Origin of the sequence: Gallibacterium salpingitidis, from assembly GCF_001678495.1 — a bacterium.
Lineage (GTDB): Bacteria > Pseudomonadota > Gammaproteobacteria > Enterobacterales > Pasteurellaceae > Gallibacterium > Gallibacterium salpingitidis.
In genome coordinates this window covers 24004-49466 of the sequence record NZ_JTJL01000006.1, presented here as the reverse complement: position 1 = coordinate 49466, position 25463 = coordinate 24004, and the positions used below count along the sequence as shown (strand labels likewise).

19 protein-coding genes are annotated in these 25463 nt (G+C 38.6%); 8 read left to right on the top strand and 11 right to left on the bottom strand.

Annotated features, from left to right (window positions below):
* The first annotated feature begins 52 nt into the window (after nucleotides 1-52).
* Genes QS62_RS02185 through napF form a run of 5 tightly spaced genes read left to right on the top strand, consistent with a single transcriptional unit; the run spans nucleotide 53 to nucleotide 5156 of the window.
* Nucleotides 53-2488 (top strand): DMSO/selenate family reductase complex A subunit, encoded by a 2436-nt coding sequence (locus QS62_RS02185; protein ID WP_066105243.1) that lies wholly within the window; start codon nucleotides 53-55, stop codon nucleotides 2486-2488.
* Between the two features lie 10 nt (nucleotides 2489-2498).
* Nucleotides 2499-3116, top strand: coding sequence for a DMSO/selenate family reductase complex B subunit (locus QS62_RS02180; protein ID WP_066105241.1), 618 nt, complete (start codon nucleotides 2499-2501; stop codon nucleotides 3114-3116).
* 1 nt (nucleotide 3117) lies between these two features.
* Nucleotides 3118-3939 (top strand): DmsC/YnfH family molybdoenzyme membrane anchor subunit, encoded by an 822-nt coding sequence (locus QS62_RS02175; RefSeq protein ID WP_066105238.1) that lies wholly within the window; start codon nucleotides 3118-3120, stop codon nucleotides 3937-3939.
* Nucleotides 3940-3994: 55 nt separating this feature from the next.
* Nucleotides 3995-4606 (top strand): Tat proofreading chaperone DmsD, encoded by a 612-nt coding sequence (gene dmsD, locus QS62_RS02170; RefSeq protein ID WP_066105235.1) that lies wholly within the window; start codon nucleotides 3995-3997, stop codon nucleotides 4604-4606.
* Between the two features lie 4 nt (nucleotides 4607-4610).
* Entirely contained in the window at nucleotides 4611-5156 is a 546-nt protein-coding gene (napF, locus tag QS62_RS02165) for a ferredoxin-type protein NapF (protein WP_066105232.1), read from the top strand.
* A 64-nt stretch (nucleotides 5157-5220) separates the two neighbouring features.
* Here napF and QS62_RS02160 read toward each other — a convergent pair whose 3' ends face one another.
* Genes QS62_RS02160 through ttrB form a run of 3 tightly spaced genes read right to left on the bottom strand, consistent with a single transcriptional unit; the run spans nucleotide 5221 to nucleotide 10068 of the window.
* Nucleotides 5221-8310, bottom strand: a complete 3090-nt coding sequence (locus QS62_RS02160; protein ID WP_066105228.1) for a tetrathionate reductase subunit A — start codon at nucleotides 8308-8310, stop codon at nucleotides 5221-5223.
* The gene (gene nrfD, locus QS62_RS02155) at nucleotides 8303-9340 is read right to left on the bottom strand and encodes an NrfD/PsrC family molybdoenzyme membrane anchor subunit (RefSeq protein WP_231923669.1); all 1038 of its coding nucleotides are present in this window, start codon (nucleotides 9338-9340) and stop codon (nucleotides 8303-8305) included. Before nrfD ends, QS62_RS02160 begins: the two co-directional genes overlap by 8 nt.
* A complete protein-coding gene (gene ttrB, locus QS62_RS02150; RefSeq protein WP_066105224.1) occupies nucleotides 9337-10068 on the bottom strand; it encodes a tetrathionate reductase subunit TtrB in 732 nt (243 codons plus the stop codon). The genes nrfD and ttrB overlap by 4 nt, the downstream gene beginning before the upstream one ends.
* Nucleotides 10069-10199: 131 nt before the next feature.
* On the opposite strand from ttrB, the gene QS62_RS02145 reads away from it, so the two are divergent.
* The 3 genes from QS62_RS02145 (at nucleotide 10200) to QS62_RS02135 (ending at nucleotide 14630) form a co-directional block, all read left to right on the top strand.
* Nucleotides 10200-11915, top strand: coding sequence for a sensor histidine kinase (locus QS62_RS02145; RefSeq protein WP_269147572.1), 1716 nt, complete (start codon nucleotides 10200-10202; stop codon nucleotides 11913-11915).
* A complete protein-coding gene (locus QS62_RS02140) occupies nucleotides 11912-12505 on the top strand; it encodes a response regulator (RefSeq protein ID WP_066105221.1) in 594 nt (197 codons plus the stop codon). The genes QS62_RS02145 and QS62_RS02140 overlap by 4 nt, the downstream gene beginning before the upstream one ends.
* A gap of 61 nt (nucleotides 12506-12566) precedes the next feature.
* Complete coding sequence (locus QS62_RS02135) at nucleotides 12567-14630, top strand: DUF262 domain-containing protein (RefSeq protein ID WP_066105216.1); 2064 nt, start codon at nucleotides 12567-12569, stop codon at nucleotides 14628-14630.
* Between the two features lie 88 nt (nucleotides 14631-14718).
* Here QS62_RS02135 and cysI read toward each other — a convergent pair whose 3' ends face one another.
* From cysI to QS62_RS02095, 8 genes are all read right to left on the bottom strand, one after another.
* Entirely contained in the window at nucleotides 14719-16476 is a 1758-nt protein-coding gene (gene cysI / locus QS62_RS02130) for an assimilatory sulfite reductase (NADPH) hemoprotein subunit (protein ID WP_066105213.1), read from the bottom strand.
* A 12-nt stretch (nucleotides 16477-16488) separates the two neighbouring features.
* On the bottom strand, nucleotides 16489-18288 hold the full coding sequence (gene cysJ / locus QS62_RS02125; protein ID WP_066105210.1) for an NADPH-dependent assimilatory sulfite reductase flavoprotein subunit: 1800 nt from the start codon (nucleotides 18286-18288) through the stop codon (nucleotides 16489-16491).
* A gap of 6 nt (nucleotides 18289-18294) precedes the next feature.
* Nucleotides 18295-19584 (bottom strand): sulfate adenylyltransferase subunit 1, encoded by a 1290-nt coding sequence (locus tag QS62_RS02120; RefSeq protein ID WP_066105207.1) that lies wholly within the window; start codon nucleotides 19582-19584, stop codon nucleotides 18295-18297.
* Nucleotides 19585-19614: 30 nt separating this feature from the next.
* Entirely contained in the window at nucleotides 19615-20541 is a 927-nt protein-coding gene (cysD, locus tag QS62_RS02115) for a sulfate adenylyltransferase subunit CysD (RefSeq protein ID WP_066105204.1), read from the bottom strand.
* 8 nt (nucleotides 20542-20549) lie between these two features.
* Nucleotides 20550-21287 (bottom strand): phosphoadenylyl-sulfate reductase, encoded by a 738-nt coding sequence (locus tag QS62_RS02110; protein WP_066105202.1) that lies wholly within the window; start codon nucleotides 21285-21287, stop codon nucleotides 20550-20552.
* Nucleotides 21288-21308: 21 nt separating this feature from the next.
* Complete coding sequence (gene cysG, locus QS62_RS02105) at nucleotides 21309-22727, bottom strand: siroheme synthase CysG (RefSeq protein ID WP_066105199.1); 1419 nt, start codon at nucleotides 22725-22727, stop codon at nucleotides 21309-21311.
* 143 nt (nucleotides 22728-22870) lie between these two features.
* Nucleotides 22871-23863, bottom strand: coding sequence for a sulfate ABC transporter substrate-binding protein (locus tag QS62_RS02100; protein ID WP_066105196.1), 993 nt, complete (start codon nucleotides 23861-23863; stop codon nucleotides 22871-22873).
* 181 nt (nucleotides 23864-24044) lie between these two features.
* Entirely contained in the window at nucleotides 24045-25463 is a 1419-nt protein-coding gene (locus tag QS62_RS02095) for a basic amino acid/polyamine antiporter (RefSeq protein ID WP_066105193.1), read from the bottom strand.

Here is a 25463-nt window from a genome sequence, read left to right as displayed (position 1 = left end):
TTTAAGTATAGCTTAACTTTATTAAGCATATTTTATGAATAATGGAGTACATATGGAGAAATCGATTATCAATCCGACCTTAAATAGAAGGCATTTTTTAAAAGCCTCTTCAGGGGTTGCAGCAGCATTAGCAGCAGCGGAAATCACTTTACCTTTTAGTGCTACCGCTTCTGAAACAAAAGCAACCGCAACAACCAATAATGATGAAAAAATTGTGTGGAGTGCATGTACGGTAAACTGTGGTAGTCGTTGTGCATTAAGAATGCACGTTAAAGATAATAAGATTACTTATGTTGAAACAGATAATACAGGTACAGAAACCTATAACGTTGATCATCAAGTAAGAGCTTGTTTACGCGGACGTTCTATGCGCCGTCGTGTTTACAATCCAGATCGTTTGAAATATCCGATGAAACGTGTTGGTAAACGTGGTGAAGGAAAATTTAAACGTATTAGTTGGGATGAAGCATTAACTGAAATTGCACAATCATTACAAAAGAATATTAAACAATATGGTAATGAGTCGATTTATTTAAATTATGGTACAGGAACATTAGGCGGAACAGTAACCAAATCTTGGCCGCCAGGATCAACTTTAGTCGCTCGTTTGATGAATTGTATCGGTGGTTACCTTAACCATTATGGTGATTATAGTACAGCGCAAATCACTGTTGGCTTAGATTATACCTATGGTGGTGGCTGGGCATACGGCAATGGTATGGCAGACATCGAAAATAGTAAATTGGTTGTTTTATTTGGTAATAATCCGGCAGAAACTCGTATGAGTGGTGGTGGATTAACCTATTGTATTGAACAAGCAAGAGCCAAATCTAATGCGAAGATGATCGTTATTGATCCTCGTTATTGTGATACAGCAGCAGGTCGTGAAGATGAATGGATTCCAATTCGTCCTGGTACTGATGCTGCTTTAGTATCTGCTTTAGCTTATGTAATGATTACAGAAGATCTTGTTGATCAGGCTTTCCTTGATAAATACTGCGTTGGGTATGATGAAAAAACTTTACCAGAATCAGCACCAAAAAATGGCCACTATAAAGCTTATATTTTAGGTCAAGGTGATGACGGTATTGCTAAAACACCTGAATGGGCATCGAAAATTACCGGTATTCCAGTTGCACGTATTATTAAATTAGCAAGAGAAATTGCTGGAACTAAACCTGCCTTTATCTCCCAAGGTTGGGGACCACAACGCCGTAGTAATGGTGAATTAATTTCTCGTGCAATCGCTATGCTTGCGATTTTAACCGGAAATGTAGGAATTAACGGCGGTAATACTGGAGCAAGAGAAAGTGCTTATAGTATTCCTTTTGTACGTATGCCAACCTTAACCAATCCAGTACAAGCAAGTATCCCAATGTTCTTATGGACAGATGCGATTGTTCGCGGTACAGAGATGACAGCAACCACAGATGGTATTCGTGGTGTTGAAAAACTTTCTGCTCCAATTAAATTTATTTGGAACTATGCAAGTAACTGTTTGATTAATCAACACGCAGAAATCAATCGTACTCACGATATTTTGCAAGATGAATCTAAATGCGAAATGATCGTGACTATTGATAACCATATGACCCCAACAGCAAAATATAGTGATATTTTGCTTCCTGACTGTACCACTTCAGAACAGATGGATTTCTGTTTAGATGCCTTTGTGTCAAATATGGCGTATGTCATTTTTGCTGACCAAGCGGTAACACCACCGTTTGAGTGCAAAAACATTTATGACATGATGAGTATGTTAGCGGAAAAATTAGGGGTAAAAGAACAATTTACCGAAGGACGTACGCAAGAAGAGTGGCTCCGTCATTTATATGAACAATCCAGAGCGAATTTACCGGAATTACCGACTTTTGAAGAGTTTAGAAAACAAGGTATTTTCAAAAAAGTGGATCCAAAAGGTTTCTATGTTGCATACAAAGAGTTCCGCGAAGATCCAGAAAAGAATCCATTACAAACCCCATCAGGTAAGATCGAAATTTACTCCAGTCGTTTAGCTGAAATTGCGAAAACTTGGAAACTTGAAAAAGATGAAGTGATTCATCCTTTACCGATTCATGTAGATAGTTTTGAGCATTATGGCGATCCATTAATGGAAAAATATCCATTACAACTTAGTGGTTTCCATTACAAAGCAAGAACTCACTCAACTTATGGCAATGTGGATGTCATTAAAGAAGCTAATCCGCAAGAAATGTGGATTAACCCAATTGATGCTGAACCGAGAGGGATTAAGAACGGTGATTTAATCCGTATCTTTAATGATCGTGGTGAAGTACAAATTCATGCCAAAGTGACACCACGTATTATTCCAGGTGTTGTTGCGTTAGGTGAAGGTGCTTGGTATGCACCAGACAATAACAGAGTGGATCATGCAGGTTGTATCAATGTACTTACAACGCAACGTCCATCACCTTTAGCAAAAGGAAATCCACAACATTCTAATTTAGTACAAGTTGAGAAAGTCTAAGGAGTAATTTATGGAACAATACGGCTTTTATTTTGATTCCGAACGTTGTACAGGCTGTAAGACTTGCGAATTAGCTTGCAAGGATTACAAAAATTTAGATACAGAAGTTAATTTCCGTCGCATTTATGAATATGCAGGCGGTAATTGGCAAGTACAAAATGATGGCACTTATCAACAAGATGTATTCGCATACTATTTATCAATTTCTTGTAACCATTGTGCAAATCCTGCTTGTACCAAAGTTTGCCCAACAGGTGCAATGCACAAAAATGAAGATGGTTTTGTTATTGTTAATGAAGATATTTGTATTGGTTGTCGTTATTGCCATATGGCATGCCCATACGATGCGCCACAATATGATGCGAAAAAAGGACATATGACCAAATGCGATGGTTGCTATTCACGTGTGAAAGCAGGACAAAAACCAATTTGTGTAGAAGCTTGTCCATTAAGAGCATTGGATTTTGCACCAATCGCAGAGCTTCGTGAAAAATATGGTAATGAAGCATCAATTGCACCTTTACCACCAGCGGAATTTACCCAACCAAATTTATTGGTAAAACCGAATAAAAATGCACGCCCAAGTGGTGATACAACTGGTTTCTTAGCGAATCCGAGAGAGGTGTAAGATGAATGCAGGGTTACATGAATTACCATTAGTCTTTTTTACTGTATTAGCGCAAACAGCAGTAGGTACATTATGGGTGTTTGCTTATGTGCTATGGCAAAAAGAAGCAACAGCAAAACAAAATTATATTCATAAATTAATGTTTTTACCTTTAATGTTATTAGGCATTGGTTTTGTGGCTTCTATTTTACATTTGGGTTCACCAATGAGAGCTTTTAATTCGCTCAATCGTGTTGGTGAATCAATGTTAAGTAATGAAATTGCAAGCGGTGCACTATTTTTTGCCGTAGCAGGTTTATATTGGCTAATCGCGATTACTGGCAAAATGTCAGCAGCACTTGGTCGTATCTGGTTAATTGTAATGGTGCTTTGTGGTGCATTATTTATGTATATGATGAACAATGTTTATCATATTGATACAGTGCCAACATGGAATAGCGCTATTACTTCATGGCAATTCTATTTAACAATAATCTTGGTTGGTGGTGCGTTAGGTTATACCTTATTGCATCAAATTACACCGTTATGTGGCTTACGTTGGTTATTTGGTTTGGCGTTAGTCGCTTCAGTAGCTGTCGTAATTTATCAAGGCTTTACCTTATCGGGTATTCATAGTTCAGTACAACAAGCAATTTCTTTAGTGCCAGATTATGCTTGGGTAAATATTATCCGTTTACTTTGTTTAGTATTAGCAAATATTTTGTTATGTAAAAGTAACTATCAAGCTGGCTTAGTTCTCGCGGTAATGTTAGTATTCGGTAGTGAAATCTTAGGAAGAGTTTTATTCTACGGTTTACACATGACAGTCGGTATGGCAGTTTAACTAACATCGACACTGTACTTGTGATATCAAGTACAGTGTACCTTTGGGAGGACACATGGAAGAAGATCTAGATGCATTTTTGGCATGGGTATCGATGAGTGGTGGTTTTTTAGGATCACTCTTTTATTTTGAACCTACACACCCTAAAGCATCAGGTTTGGTGGAGGCAATTAAAAAAATTAATTGGCAGAAAGATTGGCGTCCAACCATTAAACCAGATTTCAAAATTAAAAATTTATTGGTGCAAACCAAAAATATTTCAGAGCAATTTCAACAGCAATTTATTGGTCCAAATGCAATGCCAGCACCGCCTTGGGGATCGGTCTATTTGGATAAAGAAGCGGTGATTTTTGGTAACTCTTTACTGCAATTACGTGAATTTATGCGTAAGTACGGCGTTAAAGCAGAACTCAATGAAAATGTTCCAGAAGATCATATTGGGTTAATGTTAATGTTGGCTTCGTATATTGCGAATACCCGACCAGACATTTTGCCAGAGTATTTAGCTAAACATCTATTTCCTTGGGTATGGCGTTATTTAGAATTGTTATCTGAACAAACAGATGCGCCGTTTTATCAAGGTTTGGCATTAGTGACTAAACAAACGCTTGAATTGTGGCAGGAAGAGCTTGGCATTGTCACAGTAGAAATGCCATTGTATTTTTAAATAAATGGAAAAAGACGAACGTTATTATTCTGCTTATTTAGCGCATAACCAAATTTCTCGTCGTGGTTTATTGCGTAGTTTTTTTACGGCACCACAACCGCAAAAAACACTTGAGCAAAGAAAGGCGAATCGACCGCCTTTTGCAGCAAAAGAGAGTTTATTTCTTGCGGTATGTAGCGGTTGTGGCGAGTGTGTCAAAGCGTGTCCTTATGGCTTAATTGAATTGCAAGATCATTATCCAGTGTTAGATCTGCAATTTTCTGCGTGTGATTTTTGTGGTGAATGTGCGAAGGTATGTACTACGCATGCGCTTCACCCTGCTTTTAAAGCGGATACAGGATTACGCCCACGCTTTTTATCTTCTTGTTTACCTCAGCAAGGGCAAACTTGCCACACTTGTGAGCAAAGTTGCCCAACACAAGCAATTTCTTTTAATGAAGAAACAGCAACATTGGATATTGATATTCACCGTTGTAATGGTTGTGGTGAATGTAAGATTAGCTGTTTTATGCAAGCAGTCGTCTTAGAAAATAGCCAATTAAGTGAGTAATTAAATTGATAAAAAATAAGGTGCCTCCATTGCACCTTATTTAATTTATGTGGGGTAAGAAAGATTAAATCTTACGTAATTTTGCTGGTAAGCCTTGTCTTACCGCAGAACCACAGACCCAATCGAGCCAAGGTGAAGCAATTTCTTTGGTATTATCAAGTAAACCAAGATCATTGATATTAATGCCTTGCTTGATCTGTTCACTTCCTTGAACGACTTTGCCATCAATTTCGTAACTTGCAGCACCTAATTGCTTATGACCATAACCATGTTCAATCGCAATAGTTCCCGGCATTACACCTTCGAGTACCATCACTTGTACATTCACTTTACCGCCTGGAGTAGCTAATTCCACTAAATCGCCATGTGCAAAACCAAATTTTGCCGCATCTTGATTATTCATCGCCACAATTCCGCTTGGTTTAATACTATGTAAGCGAAGTAATGGCGCAGTAATACTGCTCATTAAATTTGATTTAAAAGAAATTAGCTCAAACGGCCACTCTTTCTTCGGATAACGACTCTCAACAGTACTATTATCCGCAAATTGTGGTGCGAAATATTTCGGACAGCCATGGTAATGTTTACCATCGTGGTGGTGGCGAGCTTTCGCTACAATTGGGTTCCAGATTTGTAAACAGTTTTTCCATTTTGCCGTCATATTTTCGCCGTCCCAAGCACTGTTATATGGAGCAAATCGTCCACCTTTACAGAAAATGGTTGCAGCCTTCAATACTTCCTCTTCTTTCAAGGTTTTGCTTAATAACGGCATAATGCGCTCTACTCCAGAAAGTAAACGATCTTCGGTAGTGGCATCATTAACCGGTTGTTTACCATCAAAAGCAATATTTGCTGCTGCACGCAAGAAATAATCTTCACTACAATTTAATGGATAAGTTTGTTGTTGATTATCGCTAATTGCATTATCACCAAATCCCGGTAAGCCCATGGCTTTTGCGATATGAATAATGAAACTTTCCATACAAATTGTTTCACCATTTGCATTTTTCGCATTAGCAGATTTAATAATCGGCCAACGTGCAGTACTGGTTTTGGTTGGAACTCCTGCCCAAGGGGTACTAAAGCCCCAGCTTTCAAAATTATGTGTATCCGGCACAATATAATCGGCTAATGCAGTGGTTTCATTCATAAACGCATCAACAGCGATAAATAAAGGCAGAATTTTTGGATCTTTTAACTTCTCTTCCGCAATATGATGGATACCTGTCATACCATATAACGGATTGGTCATATGGCTGATCCAAGCTTTTAATGGATAAGGATAACCTTGCAAAGCAGAAGTGATCATTTCTGACATTTGGCCGCCAACGAACGGATACCATGCGGCGCGTGCAGGATATGGTGAACCTTGTGCAGAACGGCGTTTAAATTCGCTTGAATTCTCATATGCTTTTTTACTACGTGCAAGATTGGTGCCTTTCGGTTTCACCATATTTGGGAAAGTGGCGAGGTTGTAACGTGGGCCCGGTGCAAAATCTTTAAATTTGCCACCAGCCATACTCATACCGCCTTTCTTATTCATATTACCGATCATAACATTCAATAAAAGAATCGCCCACGCCGTATAGAAACCATTACTTTGCATGGTGCCGCCGTGAGTAATGGCAACGGCTTTATGGCCATAAGAAGTAAATTTCTCAGCAAGAGCAGTAATTGTTTTAACTGGTACGCCACAAAGCGCAGAATATTCTTCTAACGTATGTTCAAGGCAAGACTCTTTTAATAAGGTTAAGGCGGATTTAACGGCAACTGCTGAACCATCTTTTAACGTAATGGTTTCATCAACCCAAATTAGTGCTTTTGCTGAAGATTTTGCTGGAATAAATTGATTATCTTCAGCATTTTTGACGATATTGTAATTTTCTAACACCTTATCATCAGGATTTGGCGCTACATCAAACAGATCTTGTTCGGTAATCGGTTGGCCAAAACGAGGGTGTGTTTCATCGCTGATAAAGAGATGTGCAGCATTACAATAACTCACTGCACCAGCTTGTTGCATCGCAAATTCACTTGGTAAGGCAAGATAATCTGCATTAAAACGTTCATTCTCAATAATCCAGCGTAACATCGCTAATGATAAAGCGAGGTCGCCGCCCGGTAATACAGGTACCCAACGATTATTTTGTGTAGCGTGAGTTGAAGTTAACTCTAAACGTGGGGAAACTACTACATAATCGAAATCCGATTCAGCACGTTTTTTCGCAAGTTGGCGTGCTTGTCGTTTAAATGGGTTACCTGATTGGGCAGGCGATGTTCCCATAAATAGGATAAATTCACAATTATCCCAATCCGGTTTTGCGTGTGAGTTGTTATTGAGATCATTCATCACCGCACCGGAACCAGCACGATAAGAAAGCCCACAATAAGAACCATGAGAAGCAAAATTGATAGTACCAAAACTACCATTAGCAAAACGTTGTAATAGTGGCTGACGTCCTTCTGGGCCGGCAAAAGTAACAAATAACTGATTAGCTTTAGGGCCAAAATCAGGATTATCTTTATCTACTGGAGTGGTTAAATCACGAATAGCTTTTAAGCCATCAACGTGTCCTTCGCCAAAGAGATCGCCACCATTGACGACTTCTTCCACTAATTGTTCAAAACTGATGGTTTTCCATTTACCTTCGCCGCGTTTACCAACCCGTTTTAATGGTTGAGTAATACGGTAAGGGCTATTTACGCCTTCCATAAAAGCAGCACCACGAGCACACGCAGTAGAACGATTTTCTAAACCGTTTTCTCCGGCAACGCTTAATTCTGCTTGTTGCAAAGAGCTGTTATAACTAAGGTATTCATCGGCAGAAAGCGGATGATACGGGTTACCGCTAATGCGGATAACTCGATTTTGTTTTAAATCCACACGAGCGCGTAAGCCACAAAGTGTCCAACAACCCATACATTGGGTATTACAAACAATTTGATCTGCGTTAGGGATTACTTTGTCTTTGCTGACTTGGTATTCTGGTGCGAGTGAATTGCCATGTAAATTGTGTTTCGTTTTTTCACCAGCGGTGCCATTTAATAAGCCGTTAGCAATTTCTTTCACTTTTGGCGAATAACCGGCAACGAAAGTTGCTGCACCACCGACAACTAAACCACCTTTAAGTAAATTACGACGTTTATTATCCATGATGGTACTCCTTATTAATTAAAGTGAAGATTTGCCATAAGATGACACTAACGGCTACCCATAAGCCAAAGACAGATAACATTCCTAATGCTCCATCTACGCCCCAATTAAAATGGTATGGATTCATTAAAGCGTTATATTTAGCTACAGTTTGCACTTCAAGTAATAACACCCAGCGTACCATAGCGGTTAAAGCAAGCGCGGCGATTAATAACAATGATTGCATCACTAGATGACGGCCGCTGATAAGCGCAAGAATTAAGGTAATTACCCATACTGCTGAAGTGAAAGCAACGCTAGGACGATGTTGCCAAAGTAGTGATAAATCATAATGTGTATCGGTTGAATAGAAGTCGATAGCGACAACAGTAAGCGCTAGCAACACTAAACTGCACAACATTAACGGTTTCATTGTGATTGTTTGGGTCTTACCTGTTGCAAGATAAATGGCAAAGTGAACCAACATTAGCGCACTTGGTAAAGCGCTAAAGATAATTAATGGAATGAGATACGGTTGATTCCATAATGGACGCGCTGCAACGTTGTACACTTCCATTGAGGTGTAGAGCAGAATTAAGATACTGCTGATAATGGTTAAAATGCGGAAAATTTGACACCACAACGCATTATTGAAGTTGCCCAAATATAGCCAAGCTAACCATTTTTGCGTTGGTTTGTTAGGTAATTGACGTAATAAGAACAGAATATAACCTACTAAACTGGTCATAAAGAAAGGTAAGAATAAAGAACCCCAAGCCATCCAAGACCAAGTTGCCAGATAAGCATAAAAATGCCAAACCCGACCAGGTTGATGTAAATCAGCAGTGAGTGCAATTGGTGCGACAATAGCGAAACTTAACGCCACCACTAACGCGATTAATTCCGCTTGAATTTGATAAGGTTTGACAAAAAAGCGAAAACAGAGTGCAGTAACAATCGCACATAACGCAATACCGATGAAAAAGAAATAACTTACCGCCCATGGCAGCCATGCAATAGCTTGCGGTTCAACTAATACTTCGCGAATCATAATGTTTCCTCCATTCCTTGCCAAAGCATAGGTTGGCCGTTAATGCGACTGACGAACGCTTCATCTAAACCTAAATAGAATACGTGCGGTTGGGTGCCAGCTTCAGGTTTTAACACTTTTAATTCATTAACATGACTATCAAAGAGTTTTCTGATTTGGCTATTTGGATCAGCTAAATCGCCGATAATACGGGCGCCGCCAACACAACTTTCAACACAAGCAGGTAATAAACCAGCTTCTAAACGATGAGAACAGAAAGTACATTTATCAGCGGTTTTAGTTTCTTCATTGATAAAACGGGCATCATAAGGACAAGCCTGTACACAGTAAGCACAACCAACACAGCGTTCATTATCAATAACGACAATGCCGTCTTTTTGTTGATAAGTCGCTTGAACTGGACAAACTGGAACACAAGGAGGATTGTCACAATGGTTACATAAACGAGGTAGTAACACATTATTGACGGTTTGTTTTCCATCAGTAATTTCATACTGACGGACAGTGGTTCTAAATTCACCAATCGGTGTCTGATTCTCGATATTACAACTTACAGTACAAGATTGGCAGCCAATGCAACGCCGTAAATCAATAATCATTGCATAACGGTGTTGTTGATCACCGCCTCTTCTCGGCGGTTGGAACGCGATACTTTGCAGTGGTACCAAGCTAGCACCAAAAGTCAGCGCAGTAAGCGTTTTAAGTGTTGTTCGTTTACAACTATCCATAATTTTCCCCACAATCATCGTTTTATGTTATTGTTCTAGCGTATTGTTAATTACCCTGATTTTGGTAGCTATTGTGGTTTTCCACATAAATAGTATGGGTATTGATCTGAGTCAAGAAACAGGAGGCGATTTTGCGAAAGTTAGGCTGGATTTATAGTTATTGCTTGCTGTTATGCTTAGCAATTTCTCATAATGCAATGGCGCAAGATTGGAAAATCGGTATTTTGGCGCAACGTGGTGAAAGCTATTTGCGTGAAAAATGGCAGCCATGGATTGATTGGCTTAATCAACAAATTCCCCAACAACAATTTCATTTAGTCGCCTTACAATTAGATGAACTCTCCAAAGATAAAGCGAAAAATGTCGATTTTGTCTTAACCAACCAATCGCAATTCTTTTATTTAAATAATAGTACGGTACGTTGGCTAGCAACATTACAATCACCGCGGCAAAAACATTCAGATAGCGGTAAAGTGGGCAGTGCAATTTTAGTAAAGGCAAACAGCCCTTATCACCAATTAACAGATTTAAAAGGGAAAACATTAGCCGCAGTTGGGCAAAATGCTTTTGGCGGTTTTTTACTGGGGTATAACGTACTGTATCAAGCCGGCTTAGAAGAAAATCACGACATTTTTTTCCGCTTTAGCGGTTTTCCTGCGGATAATACGGTATTTTGGCTGCAACAAGGTAAAGTAGAAGGTGCGATTGTCCCCGTCTGTATTTTGGAAGATTTAGCCGAAGAGGGAAAAGTAAAGCTGCAAGATTTTCGTGTATTAGCCAGACAAACGAATGAGATTGGTTGTTGGTCAAGTACAATCTTATTGCCAAACTGGTCGTTAGCGGCAATGCCGCAAGTGCCGGATAATATAGTGAAAAAACTAATGACCATTTTGCTTGGTGATATTCCAGAAAACTTACCGCAATGGAATCCGCCGTATTCCGATCAACAAGCTGATAATATCTTGCGCAATCTTTATCGCCACCCACAACAACAAAGCCTTTGGGCAGATGTGCAATATTGGATTTTGCAGCACAAATGGCAATTATTGGCGGGTTTACTCTTTATCTTATTTAATTATCTATGGATTACTTATCAGGTTCATCGTAAAAGCAAGCAACTGACGCAAGCGCATCAAGAAATGCGCAACTATGAACGCCAGCTAATTAAAGCCGATCGCTTAAGTATTTTAGGGGAAATGAGCGCTGGTATTGCGCATGAAATTAACCAACCGCTTACCGCAATCGGTATGTATAGCGAAGGTTTAAAACAACAATTAAAACAGCGTGAAACGGCAGCAATGGAGTTAGCGATCTTAGATAAAATTCAACAACAAGTTGATCGCAGCCGCCAAATTATGCGTAATTTAACAGGGTGGGTAAAAGGTAAAGAAGATGAAGAGCTACAAGATCTAGAGTTAAAACCGCACCTACAAAAAGCGATTGATTTTATAAAACAACATTACGCGGCACAGGCAAAAATCCGTTTAATTTGCCCAAGAAATTGGCAGGTTCGCATCAAAAAAACGATGTTAGAACAAGTAATTTGTAATTGCTTACTGAATGCGTTGCAAGCTCAAGCGGATCATATTATGGTGAGCGTAGTCGATCACCAATCTCATTTACATATTATGTTGATTGATAATGGGGTGGGTTTTTCTCAAACCGAGTTAGAGTTCCCGTTTGTGCCTTTCCGTAGTCGTAAAAAAGAGGGTTTGGGTTTGGGTTTAACGCTCTGTCAGCGGCTGATGCACTCAATGTCTGGTGATATCTATTTTCAAAATCGTAAAAATAAACAAGGCGCAGTGGTAATTTTGGAGTTACCGCTCTTGTTAAGGGAAACAAAATGAAAGTGCATATAATTGATGATGATTCAACTGTATTAGATGCAGCGACATTTTTATTAACGCAAGCGGGCTATGAGGTAACGAGCTGGTCAAATAGCAAATTATTTCTGGAACAAGCGCAGCTATTTGAGCCGGGCGTAGTGCTACTGGATATGCGCATGCCCTATTTTGATGGACGGCAGGTGCATAAAATTTTGCGCCAACAACGCAGTACGCTGCAAGTGATTATTATGACGGCTTTTGCTGATGTCGAGATGGCGGTAAACGAATTAAAACAAGGTGCGGTAGATTTTTTACAAAAACCAATTGAATTTAATCAATTACAAACAGCGCTAACCAACGCAGCCGAACGCAGTGAAAAGTGTTACCAACAATATCAAATTCAGCAATGTTATGACCAATTAAGCGAAAAAGAGAAAGAGGTTCTCAAACTAGTGCTGAATGGCAAAATTAACAAACAGATTGCAGAAGAGTTAAATATTGCAGTGAGAACCGTAGAAGTCCATCGTTCGCATATTATGGAAAAGATGTCTGCTAAGAATGTTGCTGAATTGATTAGAAAAGTGGACTTACTTTCTTTAGATAGTGACTAAGAGGATATTTTCTAAATTGGATATAGTTTTATCTGTAATAAGGTTATATGGGTAGCTCAGAATGAAAGCAAATGAAACTAAAGTAGAAACATTTTTATCTTCAAACAAAACTCAATTTATTATTCCTGTTTATCAAAGAAATTATGATTGGAATATACAACAATGTCACCAGATCTGGAAAGATATTTTAGAAGTTGGGGTTAAGAATGAAATGAACGCTCATTTTATCGGTAGTATTGTCTATATACATGATGATGTTTATACATCATCTCGAATAAAAGAATTAACTATTATTGATGGGCAACAACGTTTAACAACACTGACTCTAATTTATTTAGCTCTTTATCAGTTTACAAAAGAGCTAGGAGATAATGATTTAGCAAATGAGATAAGTGAGACCTATTTGATTAACAAATTTGCTTCCGATGATGAGAAATTAAAATTAAAGCCGACAGATAATAACAATAAAGCACTAAAATATTTGTTAAGAGCAGATAGTAGTGAGGAATTTTTAGATTTTTCTAGATTAATTGATAACTTCAATTATTTCAAAAAGATGATTAACCAAGAAAATTATTTAATTATACTAGATGGTTTATCAAAACTGATGTTTGTTGAGATTTCTTTGGAAAGAGGAAAGGATGATCCTCAACGAATTTTTGAAAGTTTAAACTCGACAGGATTAGAATTATCTCAAGCTGATTTAATTAGAAACTATATTTTAATGGGGCTTAATTATGAAAACCAAAATAAAATATATAATAATTATTGGGAAATAATAGAGAGGTTTGCACAAGTAGGGCATGAAAGTAGGGTTTCTGATTTTATTCGAGATTATTTAACATTAATAAATAAAAGAATTCCAACAAAAAGCAAAGTATATGTCGAATTTAAAAATCAGTTTCCTACATCAGATCTAAAAACATTAGAAGAAAATCTTTCTCCTATAAAATCTCTTGTTAAATTTTATAATAGACTTCTTAATCCGAATAATGAACCAGATAAAGATATTAGGAGACAATTGGAATATATTAATAGAATAGAAGTTAATGTGGCATATCCATTTTTAATGAAAGTTTATGAAGATTATGCAAATAATATTATTGATAAAAAAGTTTTTATTGAGATATTGGAGTTAGTACAATCTTTTGTATGGCGTAGATTCATTGTGGGAACACCTACGAATGGGTTAAATAAAATCTTTATGACTTGTTATGAGCAAATAGATTTAAAGAATTATTTATATTCATTTCAGAAATTTTTATTGGAGAAAAAAGGTATACAAAGATTTCCTAGAGATAAAGAAGTTAAAGAGAGTCTTAAATTTAAGGATGTCTATAATATAAAAAGTAAAAATAGAACCTATCTATTAGAACGGTTAGAAAATTTTGAAAATAAAGAACCAGTTATTATTGAAAATAATCCAGAGATAACTATAGAGCATATTTTTCCACAAAATCCAGATTCGCAATGGAAGAAAGATTTAAGTGAAGAAGATTATAATGAGCTAAAAGAAACTTATATGAATACAATTGGCAATCTTACTTTATCTGGTAATAATGGAAAATTGGGTAATAAATCTTTTAAAGATAAAAGAGATAAAGATGATGTAGGTTATAAAGATAGTAGACTTTGGCTCAATAGGTATTTAGCAACTTTGGGAAAATGGGATCTTGAAGAGATTGAAAAACGTTTTGAAGTTCTTTCTTACCGATTTTTTAATATATGGAGAATACCGAGTATAGAATTCGATTTGATATCAGAAGAGAAAATGAGAAGTGATGAAGTAAATATTTTTGATGCTGAAGATCCTAGAAATAAGAAATTAGCATATGCTATTTTTCTTGATAAGAAATTAGAAGTGAATCAAGTAAGTAAATTATATAGTGAGATTTTTAAACAACTATTTGAATTAAATCCGGAAAATTTCTTTATAACTGATTTAGCAAAAAAAATCTCATTAACTAAAACTGTAAATGGTGAAAAATTAAGACAACCAATTGTTTTAAATGATACCTATGTGATAGAAGGGAATTTAGATAATAATAGTAAGTTTAAACGTATAAAAGATGCGCTAATAATTTTTGATTTGCAAGATGAATTATTAATTAAATATGCTGAATAATATTTGGAAATTAGAAGATTGATAGAATAATAACAATTTAGATAAATAATGCCCCTTATTATGGGGCATTAATATCTTATGAAGTTACTTAGGCAATTTTCACTTCCCAAAAATCCACAGGAGCGTTAGTGACTGGTTTTACGATACCGGTACGAACGGCGAAATCACCGATACCTTCATTGCTTTGACGATTTTTTGCCCAATCACCAATCCAACCATCAAGAATTTGTAAAATCTCTGCTTCCTCAATATTTTCTTTGAATAAACGAGGAATACGGCTGCCTTCACGATTACCACCAATATAGAGATTGTAACGTCCAATAGCACGTCCAACTAAGCCAATTTCAGCTAACATTGCACGTCCGCAACCATTTGGACAGCCAGTTACGCGCAACACAATTCCCTCTTTTTCAACGTGGTGTTTTGCCATTAACAGATCTACTTTATCAATAAATTGTGGTAAGAAACGTTCTGCTTCTGCCATTGCTAATGGGCAAGTTGGTAAAGCGACGCAAGACATACTTTGCTGACGCAATGGGGTAACACGATCGTCAATTAATTTATATTCACGAGCCAATTTTTCGATTTTCGCTTTATCTCGTTGTGCCACACCCGCAACAATTAAATTTTGGTTGGCAGTAAGACGAAAATCGCCTTTATGGATTTTCGCAATTTCACGTAAGCCAGTTTTTAATGGGCGATCTGGATAATCGAGTAAACGTCCATTTTCAATAAATAAAGTTAAGTGCCATTTATTATCTTCACCTTTTACCCAACCAATACGATCACCACGTTCAGTAAAATGATATGGACGGATTGGTTTTAAAGTAATACCGGCACGTTTCTCCACTTCTGCTTTTACTACATCTAAGCCAACACGTTCAATGGTATAACGTAGTTTTGCATTTTTACGGTCACTACGATTTCCCCAGTCACGTTGTGTGGTGACGACTGCTTCAGCACAAGCCAACACTTCATCTAAGGTGACAAAACCAAGTTCTTGGGCGATATTTGGATAAGTCTTATGGTTGGCAAAATCCATTGATAAGCCGCCGCCAATCAACACATTAAAACCGATTAATTGTCCTTGCTCGGCAATAGCCACAAAATTAAGGTCATTTGCGTGTAAATCGACATCGTTTAATGGTGGTACGACAACAGTAGTCTTAAATTTACGCGGTAAATAAGTTTTACCTAAAATAGGCTCAACGGGATCGCTTGACTCTTTTAACAATGGTTTAGTGGTTTCACTTTCAAATACCTTTTCGCCATCTAGCCATACATCGGCATAAGCAGTGGTGCGTGGTAAAAGATGTTCAGAAATTTTCTTTGCCCACTCATAAGCTTGTTGATGTAGCTCGCTTTCAACAGGGTTTGGTGTGCAAAGCACATTACGATTGACATCACCAGCGGTGGCAATTGAGTCTAAACCTAGCTGATGCAACCATTGGTGCATCGGTTTAATATCACGTTTTAAGACACCATGAAATTGGAAAGTTTGACGATTGGTTAAACGAATACTGCCGTAATAAGTATGTTTAGTAGCGAATTCATCAATACCTAACCACTGTTTTGGGGTAATGATACCGCCCGGTAAACGGCAGCGCAGCATCACATTTTTATTTGGTTCAAGTTTTTGCGCTTGGCGTTCAGCACGAATATCACGATCATCCTGTTCATACATGCCATGGAAGCGGATAAGTTGGAAATTATCTTTATTGAATCCACCAGTAAGTTGTTCATTTAAATCTTGGGCGATAGTGCCATGCAAATAATCACTTTCCCCTTTCAAACGTTCATTATCGGCTAACGGGAATTTTTTCCACTCGGTTGCTTTATCAGTCATAATTCACTCCTATTAATACACATCACGCTGATAACGTTTTTCTTCTCTTAAGTCAGCGAGATAATCTTCCGCTTGTTCTACCGTTAAATTGCCTTGTTGGCTGATCACATCAAGTAATGCTTGCTCTACATCTTTTGCCATTTTATTGGCGTCCCCACAAACGTAGAGATAGGCGCCTTGTTGTAACCATTGCCATAAGGTTTCAGCTTGTTCGCGGATTTTGTCTTGTACATAAATTTTTTGTTGTTGATCGCGTGACCACGCAAAGTGGTAACGATTTAACAAGCCTTGTTTTGCATAATCTTGCCACTCTTGTTGGTAAAGGAAATCTTCGGTAAAGGTTTGATTACCAAAAATCAACCAATTTTCACCACTAGCTTCATCTGCTGCACGTTGTTGCATAAAGGCGCGGAATGGCGCAATACCGGTTCCTGCTCCAACCATAATAATGTTGCGAGTAGGGTCTTGCGGTAAGCGGAAATTTGGATTGCTTTCGACAAAAACTTTCACCTCTTCATCTTCACCAAGGCGTTCACCAAGGAAGCCGGATGCACCGCCAGTGTAAGTCTTGCCATTAAATTGATAACGCACTACGCCAACGGTTAAATGTACCTCTTCACCAACTTCACTTTGTGCAGAAGCGATAGAATAAAGACGCGGTGTTAATGGGCGTAATAGACTAATCAGTTGTTCGGCGGTTAATTTAGTTGGATAAGTTTGTAATACACCAACTAAAGGTGTCGCAACAACGTAATCTTGTAATTGCTGTGGATCAGCAATCAGTGCTTGTAGTTCTGCTTGTGGATTTAATTCAGCGTAACCTTTTACAAAACGAGCGGTATTTTGTGTCAGTTCAAAATGTTCGGTTAAGGCTTGGCGTAATGTGAGGCTATTATTCTGATAAGTGATTTGCTGATCACCATCTAACGCCACAGCAGTCAAAACTTCCTCAACTAATGCAGGATCATTGTTAAACCAAACGCCTAAAGCATCACCAGCCTGATAGCTTAAGCCGGAATCACCGAGATCGATCTCAATATGCTCCACATCTTTTGTTGAATGACGACCAGTAATTTTTTGCCGTACACTTAACGTTGCGCTGAATGGATTTTCGCGGCTGTATTGATTAACGTTACTTTTTTCTGTGTTTTGTGGTGCTTGTTGAATTGTAGTCGTAGCGGTTACTTGTTGTGCCAATACTTGATTAATTTGTTCAATCCATTGGCTTGCCGTCGTTTGATAATCAAGATCACAATCAGCACGTTCAAGTAAACGGGTTGCGCCCAATTCAGCGAAGCGTTGATCAAAATCTTTACCAGCTTGGCAGAAATTTGGATAGGAACTGTCGCCTAAACCTAGAACAGCAAATTCAATACCGGCTAAAGAAGGAGCTTTTTTACCAAATAAGAAGCGGTGTAAATTGACAGCTTCTTCTGGCGGTTCACCATCACCTTGTGTCGAAGTGACTAATAAGAGGATTTGCTCTTGATTGATTTTCTTCGCTTTATAATCGGCAGCGCTCACCAAGGTAACAGAATGCTGTTCACTCAATTTGTTTTTTAACTGTTCTGCCACTTTACGTGCATTACCGGTTTGTGAAGCAGAAATAATGGTGATGGTACGTGCTGCAGCAGCGGTAGCTGGCGCAGTTTCTGTTGCTACAGCACCTGATGGTAATACTATTGCACCATTTTGTGTGGCTTGTCCCCAACAATAACCAGAAAGCCAAGCTAATTGTAAGGAATCAAGTTGTTTTAATTGCTCTGCAATTTCAGTGGAAATTGGTAATTTTACAACATCATTCATGCCAATATCCTCCTAGGCAGCCGTTAAAATCATACCGGCAGCAACAGTGTGATAAGTTGCTTCATCAATCAAAATAAAAGAACCAGTACCAATATTTTGTTGGTAAGTTGTTGCACAAATCGGTTTTTGTAAGCTGATTTGTACTTGTCCTAAATCGTTTAATTGGAAGGTTTCTGCTGATTGCTGTTTGCTTAATGTTTTAACATCAAGTAAATGATCAATATGTTTAATCCGCGCAAAGACATTTTGTGTCGTGTGTTTTAACAAATATTTGCGTGCAGTATTTAATGGACGTTGATCAAACCAGCAAAGCGTTGCAGTGAGTTGTTGTTGTGATTGAATTGGATTTTCCACACTGACAAAAGTATCACCGCGAGAAATATCAATATCATCTGTTAAACAAAGCGTAACTTGTTCACCGGCTTCGGCTTGCTGTACTTTGCCGGAAACCGCAAAAATTTCTTTAATTGTTGAAGTGTAACCGGCCGGCTCAATACGGATTTGATCGCCAACTGCAATGCTACCTGCTTCGATTCTGCCTTGATAACCACGAAAATCATCTTGTTTGTCACTATCTAAACGTAATACCAATTGCACAGGAAAATGAAAATCTGCCTTCGCTAAAGAGATATTTTTTTGATTTGGTAACTCTTCTAGCAGACTCAATAGCGGTGCTCCTTGATACCAAGGCATATTTTCGCTGGCATAAACAATATTATCGCCGTTTAATGCGGAAATTGGCACAAACTGCACTGCGGTTAAACCAAGTTGTGCAGCTAATTGGCGATAAGCATCACAAATAGCATTAAATTTGTTTTGATCAAAATCGAGCAGATCCATTTTATTAACTGCCACAATAATTTGCGGGCAAGCGAGCTGCTGTAAAATGGCGGAATGGCGTTTGGTTTGTGGTAATAATTGTAGCGGTTGTTGGCTAAAATCTAATTGGCTGGCATCAATTAACACCACAGCGGCATCCGCAGTAGAAGCACCGGTCACCATATTTCTGGTGTATTGTTCGTGTCCCGGAGTATCGGCAATAATAAATTTACGTTTTGCAGTAGAAAAATAACGGTAAGCCACATCAATGGTAATACCTTGTTCACGTTCAGCGGCTAATCCGTCAGTTAAAATTGAAAAGTCGATTCCAGTTGCGCTATTTTTTGCTTGATTAAGATGTTGCAGTTGATCGCTTAAGAGAGCTTTGCTGTCATAAAGTAAGCGACCAATTAAAGTACTTTTTCCATCATCTACACTGCCGGCAGTGATAAAGCGTAAAGGGGCATTTTGATTAATATTCATTTCACTGTTTCCTTTGTTATTATTATTTAATTAGAAATAACCTTGTTTTTTACGTTGTTCCATTGCTGCTTCGCTAACCTGATCATCAAGTCGTGTCGCACTTCGTTCAGAAATATCCACCACCGCTGTTTCTGCGATAATATCTTGTGGAGTAGCAGCTTCACTGGCGACAGGGCAAGTACAGCTAATATCACCAACAGTACGGAAACGCACAGATAACACTTCACTTTCTTCATTTGCTGCTTTAGGCGTTAAATAGGTAACAGGAACTAACAAGCCTTTACGGCGCACCACTTCGCGTTGGTGAGCATAATAAATACTTGGTAACTCTAAATTTTCACGAGCGATATATTGCCAAATATCGAGTTCAGTCCAGTTTGAAATTGGAAATACCCGCATATTTTCGCCTTGATGTAATTTGGCATTGTAAAGAGACCACAATTCAGGGCGTTGTGCTTTTGGATCCCATTGACCGAATTCATCGCGGAAAGAGAAAATACGCTCTTTAGCACGTGCTTTTTCTTCGTCGCGTCTAGCTCCGCCCATTAGTGCATCAAAGCCATGTTTCTCAATGGTTTCAAGTAAGGTAACTGCTTGAGCTGCGTTACGAGAGTCAGTTTCTTTACGCAATACCACAGTACCGTTGGCAATCGACTCTTCTACGGAACCCACCACTAAGCGTGCATTTAATTTTTCTACTTGTTGATCGCGAAAATCGATAACTTCTGGATAGTTATGTCCAGTATCAATATGTACTAATGGAAAAGGTAATGGTGAGTTTCTACCTTCTAGTTGGAACGCTTTACGTGCCAAAGCGAGTAATACCACTGAGTCTTTACCACCAGAGAAAAGTAGTGCTGGATTACGGCATTCGGCGACGACTTCACGAATGATGTAAATTGATTCTGCTTCTAACCAGTCTAAATGGTTGTTTTGTAATAAATGTTGTTGCTGCATATTCACTCCTATGATTTATGTAATCCGCACTCTTTACTATCTTGGCTTTCCCACCACCAACGACCAGCGCGAATATTTTCTCCTTGTTTCACTGGGCGTGTGCAAGGTTCACAGCCAATGCTTGGATAACCTTGTTGATATAACGCATTAAAAGGTAAGTTAAATTGTAAAATGTATGCCCAGACATCTTCCTCAGACCAATCGAAGATAGGGTTATATTTGGCTATTTGACGTGTGTTGTCCCACTCTTTAAACGCAAGCGATTGACGTGTCACAGACTGTGATTGACGTTGTCCTGTTAACCAGGCGTCCGCATTTTGCAGCGCCAAATTAAGTGGTTCCACTTTACGAATATGGCAGCATTGTTTGCGAGCGGCGACACTGTCATAAAAAGCGTTTTGTTCAAAGGTTTCAACGTAGTCGGTGACTTTTTGTTGGTCGGGTTGGTAACGCTCAATGCTAATGGTTGGATAGACTTGCGCGAGCGTTTGTAAGAACGCTTGTGTTTCAGGATTTAAACGTCCTGTATCTAAAGTGAAAACCGTAATATTAGCGTTTAATTTGCTGATAACATCTAAAATTACGGTGTCTTCCACCGCCAAACTATGCGCGAATTTAACCTGTTGATGTTCATCGTTAATTTGTCGTAAACGCTGTTCTAAAACCGCAATTTTGTGTTGTAACTCAGGTTGATTCTGTTGAGTGAGTTGCGGAATTTGCCAAAGCGCTGGTCGATATAAATTCATTTTTCCTATCCTTTGCCTTAATTAAGCAACTTTTTGTGTTGAGGTTGCAGTGACATATTCGGTAGCACTTTGTCCAAACCATTGTAGTTGCTGTTGTAATGCCACGACTTCACCAATTACTAATAGAGCTGGCTTTTCAGCTTGTTCGGCTAATTGTGCTAAATTTTCTAAAGTACCAATTTGTGTGTGCTGCTGGCTTAATGTACCTTGGCTAATTACTGCGATTGGGGTGTTGGCGGTGCGTCCATGCGTTAATAATTGAGTTTGGATCTCTTGTGCTTTTAGCGTACCCATATAGATGACCAGGGTGGTGTTAGGTTGCGCTAGGCTATGCCATGCCAATGGTTTACCGTTTGCTTGGCGGTGTCCAGTAATAAAGATCACACTTTGTGCATAGTCGCGATGTGTTAATGGAATACCGGCATACGCTGTTGCACCTACTGCTGCGGTCACGCCCGGTACAACGCTAAATGGAATATTGGCTTGTTGTAGCGCTTGTAATTCTTCGCCGCCACGTCCGAACACAAATGGGTCGCCGCCTTTTAAACGCACAACACGTTTACCTTGTTGTGCATAGCTGACGAGCAAAGCATTAATTTGTTCTTGGGTAATGCTTAATTTACCTGCTCGTTTACCAACTAAAATCTTGTCTGCATCACGACGAACTAACGCTAAAATCTGTTCTGAAATTAACGCGTCATAAAAAACCACATCGGCTTGTTGAATCGCTTGCAAACCTTTTAGGGTTAATAAACCGGCATCACCGGGACCTGCACCAACTAAAGTTACTTCACCTAAAGAAGATGGAGCTTGTTGTAATTGATCTGCCAAAAATTGTTCTGCTTGCGCGACTTGTTGGTTTTTGGTTAATTGTTCAAATTGTGGGTGGTTAAATAAAGTTTCCCAAAAATAACGACGTTGTTTGAGCTGTACTAAAGATTGTTTTACTTTAACACGCCAACGTCCGGCAATTTCCGCCATCGTGGAAAGATGTTGTGGTAATAAGGCTTCTAATTTTTCGCGTAATAAACGCACTAATACAGGCGCAGTACCAGCACTGGAAATTGCAATTTGTACCGGGCTGCGATCAATAATTGATGGAAAAATAAAAGAACAATGCGATTGATCATCAACGGTATTTACCAAACGGTTTTCTGCTTGCGCCAGTTGGAAAATTTGTTGATTTAGTTGTGTATCGTTTGTTGCTGTTACTACCAAATAAACAGATTGTAATTGTGCTGGTGTAAAGTGCTGGGCAATCCAGTTTACTTTACCCGCTTGCCATAGTTTGTGTAATGGGGCAATTAGTTGTTCAGCCACAATTTGAATGTTAGCGCCAGCTTGACGTAATAGATCGATTTTGCGTAAGGCGATATGACCACCACCCACGACAAGTACATTCTTTTCTGCTAAATCGACAAAAATTGGTAAATATTGCATTGTCACTCCCTCTCTCAATGCCTTTTTATTTTTTATACGGCAAATAAAGTTTTGCGGAAAATAGTAAAAAATTATCTGTTATAACTTTTTATGATATAGCGTTCGCTAGTTATCACTTTTAGTTAGATGGTAAGTCACATAACTTATTGAAAATAAAGACGATCAAACTGCCCACCATCAGCGAAATAACGTTGGTTAATTTGCCGCCAATTACCAAATTGTTGGTTGACATCAAATGTGTGAATGGCTGGAAAATGAGCTTGATAAGCGGCAAATACTTCAGGGTTGTTTGGTCTAAATTCGCTTTCTGCGGCAATATGTTGTGCCTTTTCTTGCCATAATGAAGCAATAAAATGTTGTACTAATTGTTGGTTTTGATGACGTTGGCTATTTTTATGTACTTCAGCCACTAATACAGGAATATTGGCGCTGATACTTGGATAAATTAGCGAAAATTGCTGTTGGTGTTCGCTAGATTGTGCCAATAGTGCCGCTTCATTTTCGGCAGTAATCAAGACATCACCAATATCACGCTGACTAAAGGTAATGCTGGCGGCTCTGGCACCAGTATCAAAAACCGGAACATTTTTGAGGAATTGACGAATAAAGTTATCGACTTGAGTTTGTTGTTGATATTGCTTTTCTGCATAACCCAACGCAGATAGATAGACATAGCGACCGCTACCAGAGGTTTTAGGATTAGCAAAAACTACTTTTACATCAGGTCGCACTAGATCATTCCAATCGTGAATATTTTTCGGATTGCCTTTGCGGACTAAAAATACCACTACTGTATGAAACGGCTCAGCCTGATTAGGATATTGTTGCTGCCAATTAGTCTTTACTAAACCTTGTTTCACTAAGGTTTCAATATCGTTTTGTTGATTGAGTGTAACAACGTCGGCGGGTAAACCGTTTTGTACCGCAATAGCTTGCTTACTAGCGCTAGCATAGGATTGGGCAATATTTAACGTGGTTTGATGTTCTTTTGCGTAATCAGCAATGAAAACAGGCAGATAACGTTTGTAGTAATCTCGAATAACATCATAACCTGCTAGCATTATGGTTTGTTCTGCGGCAGCAGAAAATGTTATTAGCACAAGTAAGAAACCGTAAATAATGGATTTAATTCGCATATTTCACTCCATTGATCGTTATTTTTATAGTGGAGTGAAGTTATACGGTAAAAGCGCATAAGCGAAAAATAGTAAAAAATTATAATTTATAGCGTTTTGAACTATCTGTGAGCAAAAATTGTGAAGATTGCGAGGTATAAAAATCCCCTCATCAATGTATTGATAGGGGATAGTGATAAGGTTAAGCGAATTGCTGCATAAATGCTGGAATAGCTAAGAGAACCAATATTAACAACACCAATTTTTCATAGTGACGTAATTGCCATTTACCATAGAATTTATATTGCGAATAAAGGAATAGTAATACTCCAGGTAAATAGAGCAGAACGGACAATAATAGATATTCCACGCCTGCGGCATATACAATCCAAGTAGCATATAAGGTTGCGAAGCCACCGATGATTTTATAACGCCAAGCTAGTTGTTGTTGGATTGCATATTTTAATAAGAATCCGCCCACCAATAGATAAGGGATTAAAATCATTGATGTTGAAATTAACAACAAGGTTTCATAACTATTTCCTGTTTTCCAAACTAAGAAAAGACAAAGTTGTACCGTTAATGTGGTAAATAAGAGCGAAAATTGCGGTACAGCGTGTTTATTCAAACGGGTGAATAGTGGTGGAAATACGCCATTTTTAGCGCCTAAATGAGGGATTTCAGTGGCATATAATGTCCAGCTTAAGTAGGACGATAAAACCGATACGGTTAAACAGAGTGTGATTAACCATTTGCCCCAATTACCTACCATTGAAGTTAAAATACCAGCCATTGACGGATTTGGCATTTCGGCAATTTCTGCACGCGGTAAAATACCTTGTGACAATAAGGTAATTGCGACATAGATAAGTAAGGTAATCACTACCCCAATCACTGTTGCGCGTCCAACATCACTGCGGCTTTTGGCGTGTTTGGATAATACAGCGGCGCCTTCAATCCCCGTAAATACCCAAAGTGTGATCAGCATAGTATTTTTGACTTGTTCCATAAGTGTGGTTTGCTGCCCATTTTCGTTGCTAATGCCATTACCTTGCCAATCAGCAAAGAAACGAGCACCATCAAAAAAGTAAATGGCTAAACCAATAAATAATAGCAATGGGAATACTTTAACAACGGTGGCAATCAGGTTTACGCCTGCCGCTTCTTTAATCCCGCGAGCAACCAAAGCATACACTAACCAAGCGATTAACGAAGCGCCAATAAAGGAGATCATCGTATTACCTTTACCGAATAACACAGCGTCTGGTTGATCGGTAAAAGTGCCGACTGCTTCAAAGGCAACTACTAAATAGCCAACAATACCGATAGTGGTACAAAGCCAATAACCCCAAGCAGATAGGAACCCCATTAAATCACCGAAACCTGCTCGCGCATAACCATAGACACCGCCATCTAATTCAGGCAGTAATTTAGATAGGCAAGCAAAAGAAAGTCCGAGAAAAATAATCCCAACACCAGTGATTAACCAACCGATTAATAGCGCTTGTGAACCCGCCACTGCCGCCATATTTTGCGGCAAGCTGAAAATTCCTGAACCAATCATTGAGCTGATAACGAGTGCCGTCAGTGCAGAAACACCAATTTTTGTTGTCGTTGTCAT

Coding starts and splice junctions, on each gene's coding strand:
- QS62_RS02100 (WP_066105196.1), bottom strand. CDS start 23,863: ATGCGAATTAAATCCATTATTTACGGTTTCTTACTTGTGCTAATAACA.
- cysI (WP_066105213.1), bottom strand. CDS start 16,476: ATGACTGATAAAGCAACCGAGTGGAAAAAATTCCCGTTAGCCGATAAT.
- QS62_RS02095 (WP_066105193.1), bottom strand. CDS start 25,463: ATGACAACGACAACAAAAATTGGTGTTTCTGCACTGACGGCACTCGTT.
- QS62_RS02180 (WP_066105241.1), top strand. CDS start 2,499: ATGGAACAATACGGCTTTTATTTTGATTCCGAACGTTGTACAGGCTGT.
- nrfD (WP_231923669.1), bottom strand. CDS start 9,340: ATGATTCGCGAAGTATTAGTTGAACCGCAAGCTATTGCATGGCTGCCA.
- cysD (WP_066105204.1), bottom strand. CDS start 20,541: ATGCAGCAACAACATTTATTACAAAACAACCATTTAGACTGGTTAGAA.
- QS62_RS02110 (WP_066105202.1), bottom strand. CDS start 21,287: ATGAATTTATATCGACCAGCGCTTTGGCAAATTCCGCAACTCACTCAA.
- dmsD (WP_066105235.1), top strand. CDS start 3,995: ATGGAAGAAGATCTAGATGCATTTTTGGCATGGGTATCGATGAGTGGT.
- QS62_RS02160 (WP_066105228.1), bottom strand. CDS start 8,310: ATGGATAATAAACGTCGTAATTTACTTAAAGGTGGTTTAGTTGTCGGT.
- QS62_RS02120 (WP_066105207.1), bottom strand. CDS start 19,584: ATGAATATTAATCAAAATGCCCCTTTACGCTTTATCACTGCCGGCAGT.
- QS62_RS02175 (WP_066105238.1), top strand. CDS start 3,118: ATGAATGCAGGGTTACATGAATTACCATTAGTCTTTTTTACTGTATTA.
- cysG (WP_066105199.1), bottom strand. CDS start 22,727: ATGCAATATTTACCAATTTTTGTCGATTTAGCAGAAAAGAATGTACTT.
- QS62_RS02140 (WP_066105221.1), top strand. CDS start 11,912: ATGAAAGTGCATATAATTGATGATGATTCAACTGTATTAGATGCAGCG.
- QS62_RS02135 (WP_066105216.1), top strand. CDS start 12,567: ATGAAAGCAAATGAAACTAAAGTAGAAACATTTTTATCTTCAAACAAA.
- ttrB (WP_066105224.1), bottom strand. CDS start 10,068: ATGGATAGTTGTAAACGAACAACACTTAAAACGCTTACTGCGCTGACT.
- napF (WP_066105232.1), top strand. CDS start 4,611: ATGGAAAAAGACGAACGTTATTATTCTGCTTATTTAGCGCATAACCAA.
- QS62_RS02185 (WP_066105243.1), top strand. CDS start 53: ATGGAGAAATCGATTATCAATCCGACCTTAAATAGAAGGCATTTTTTA.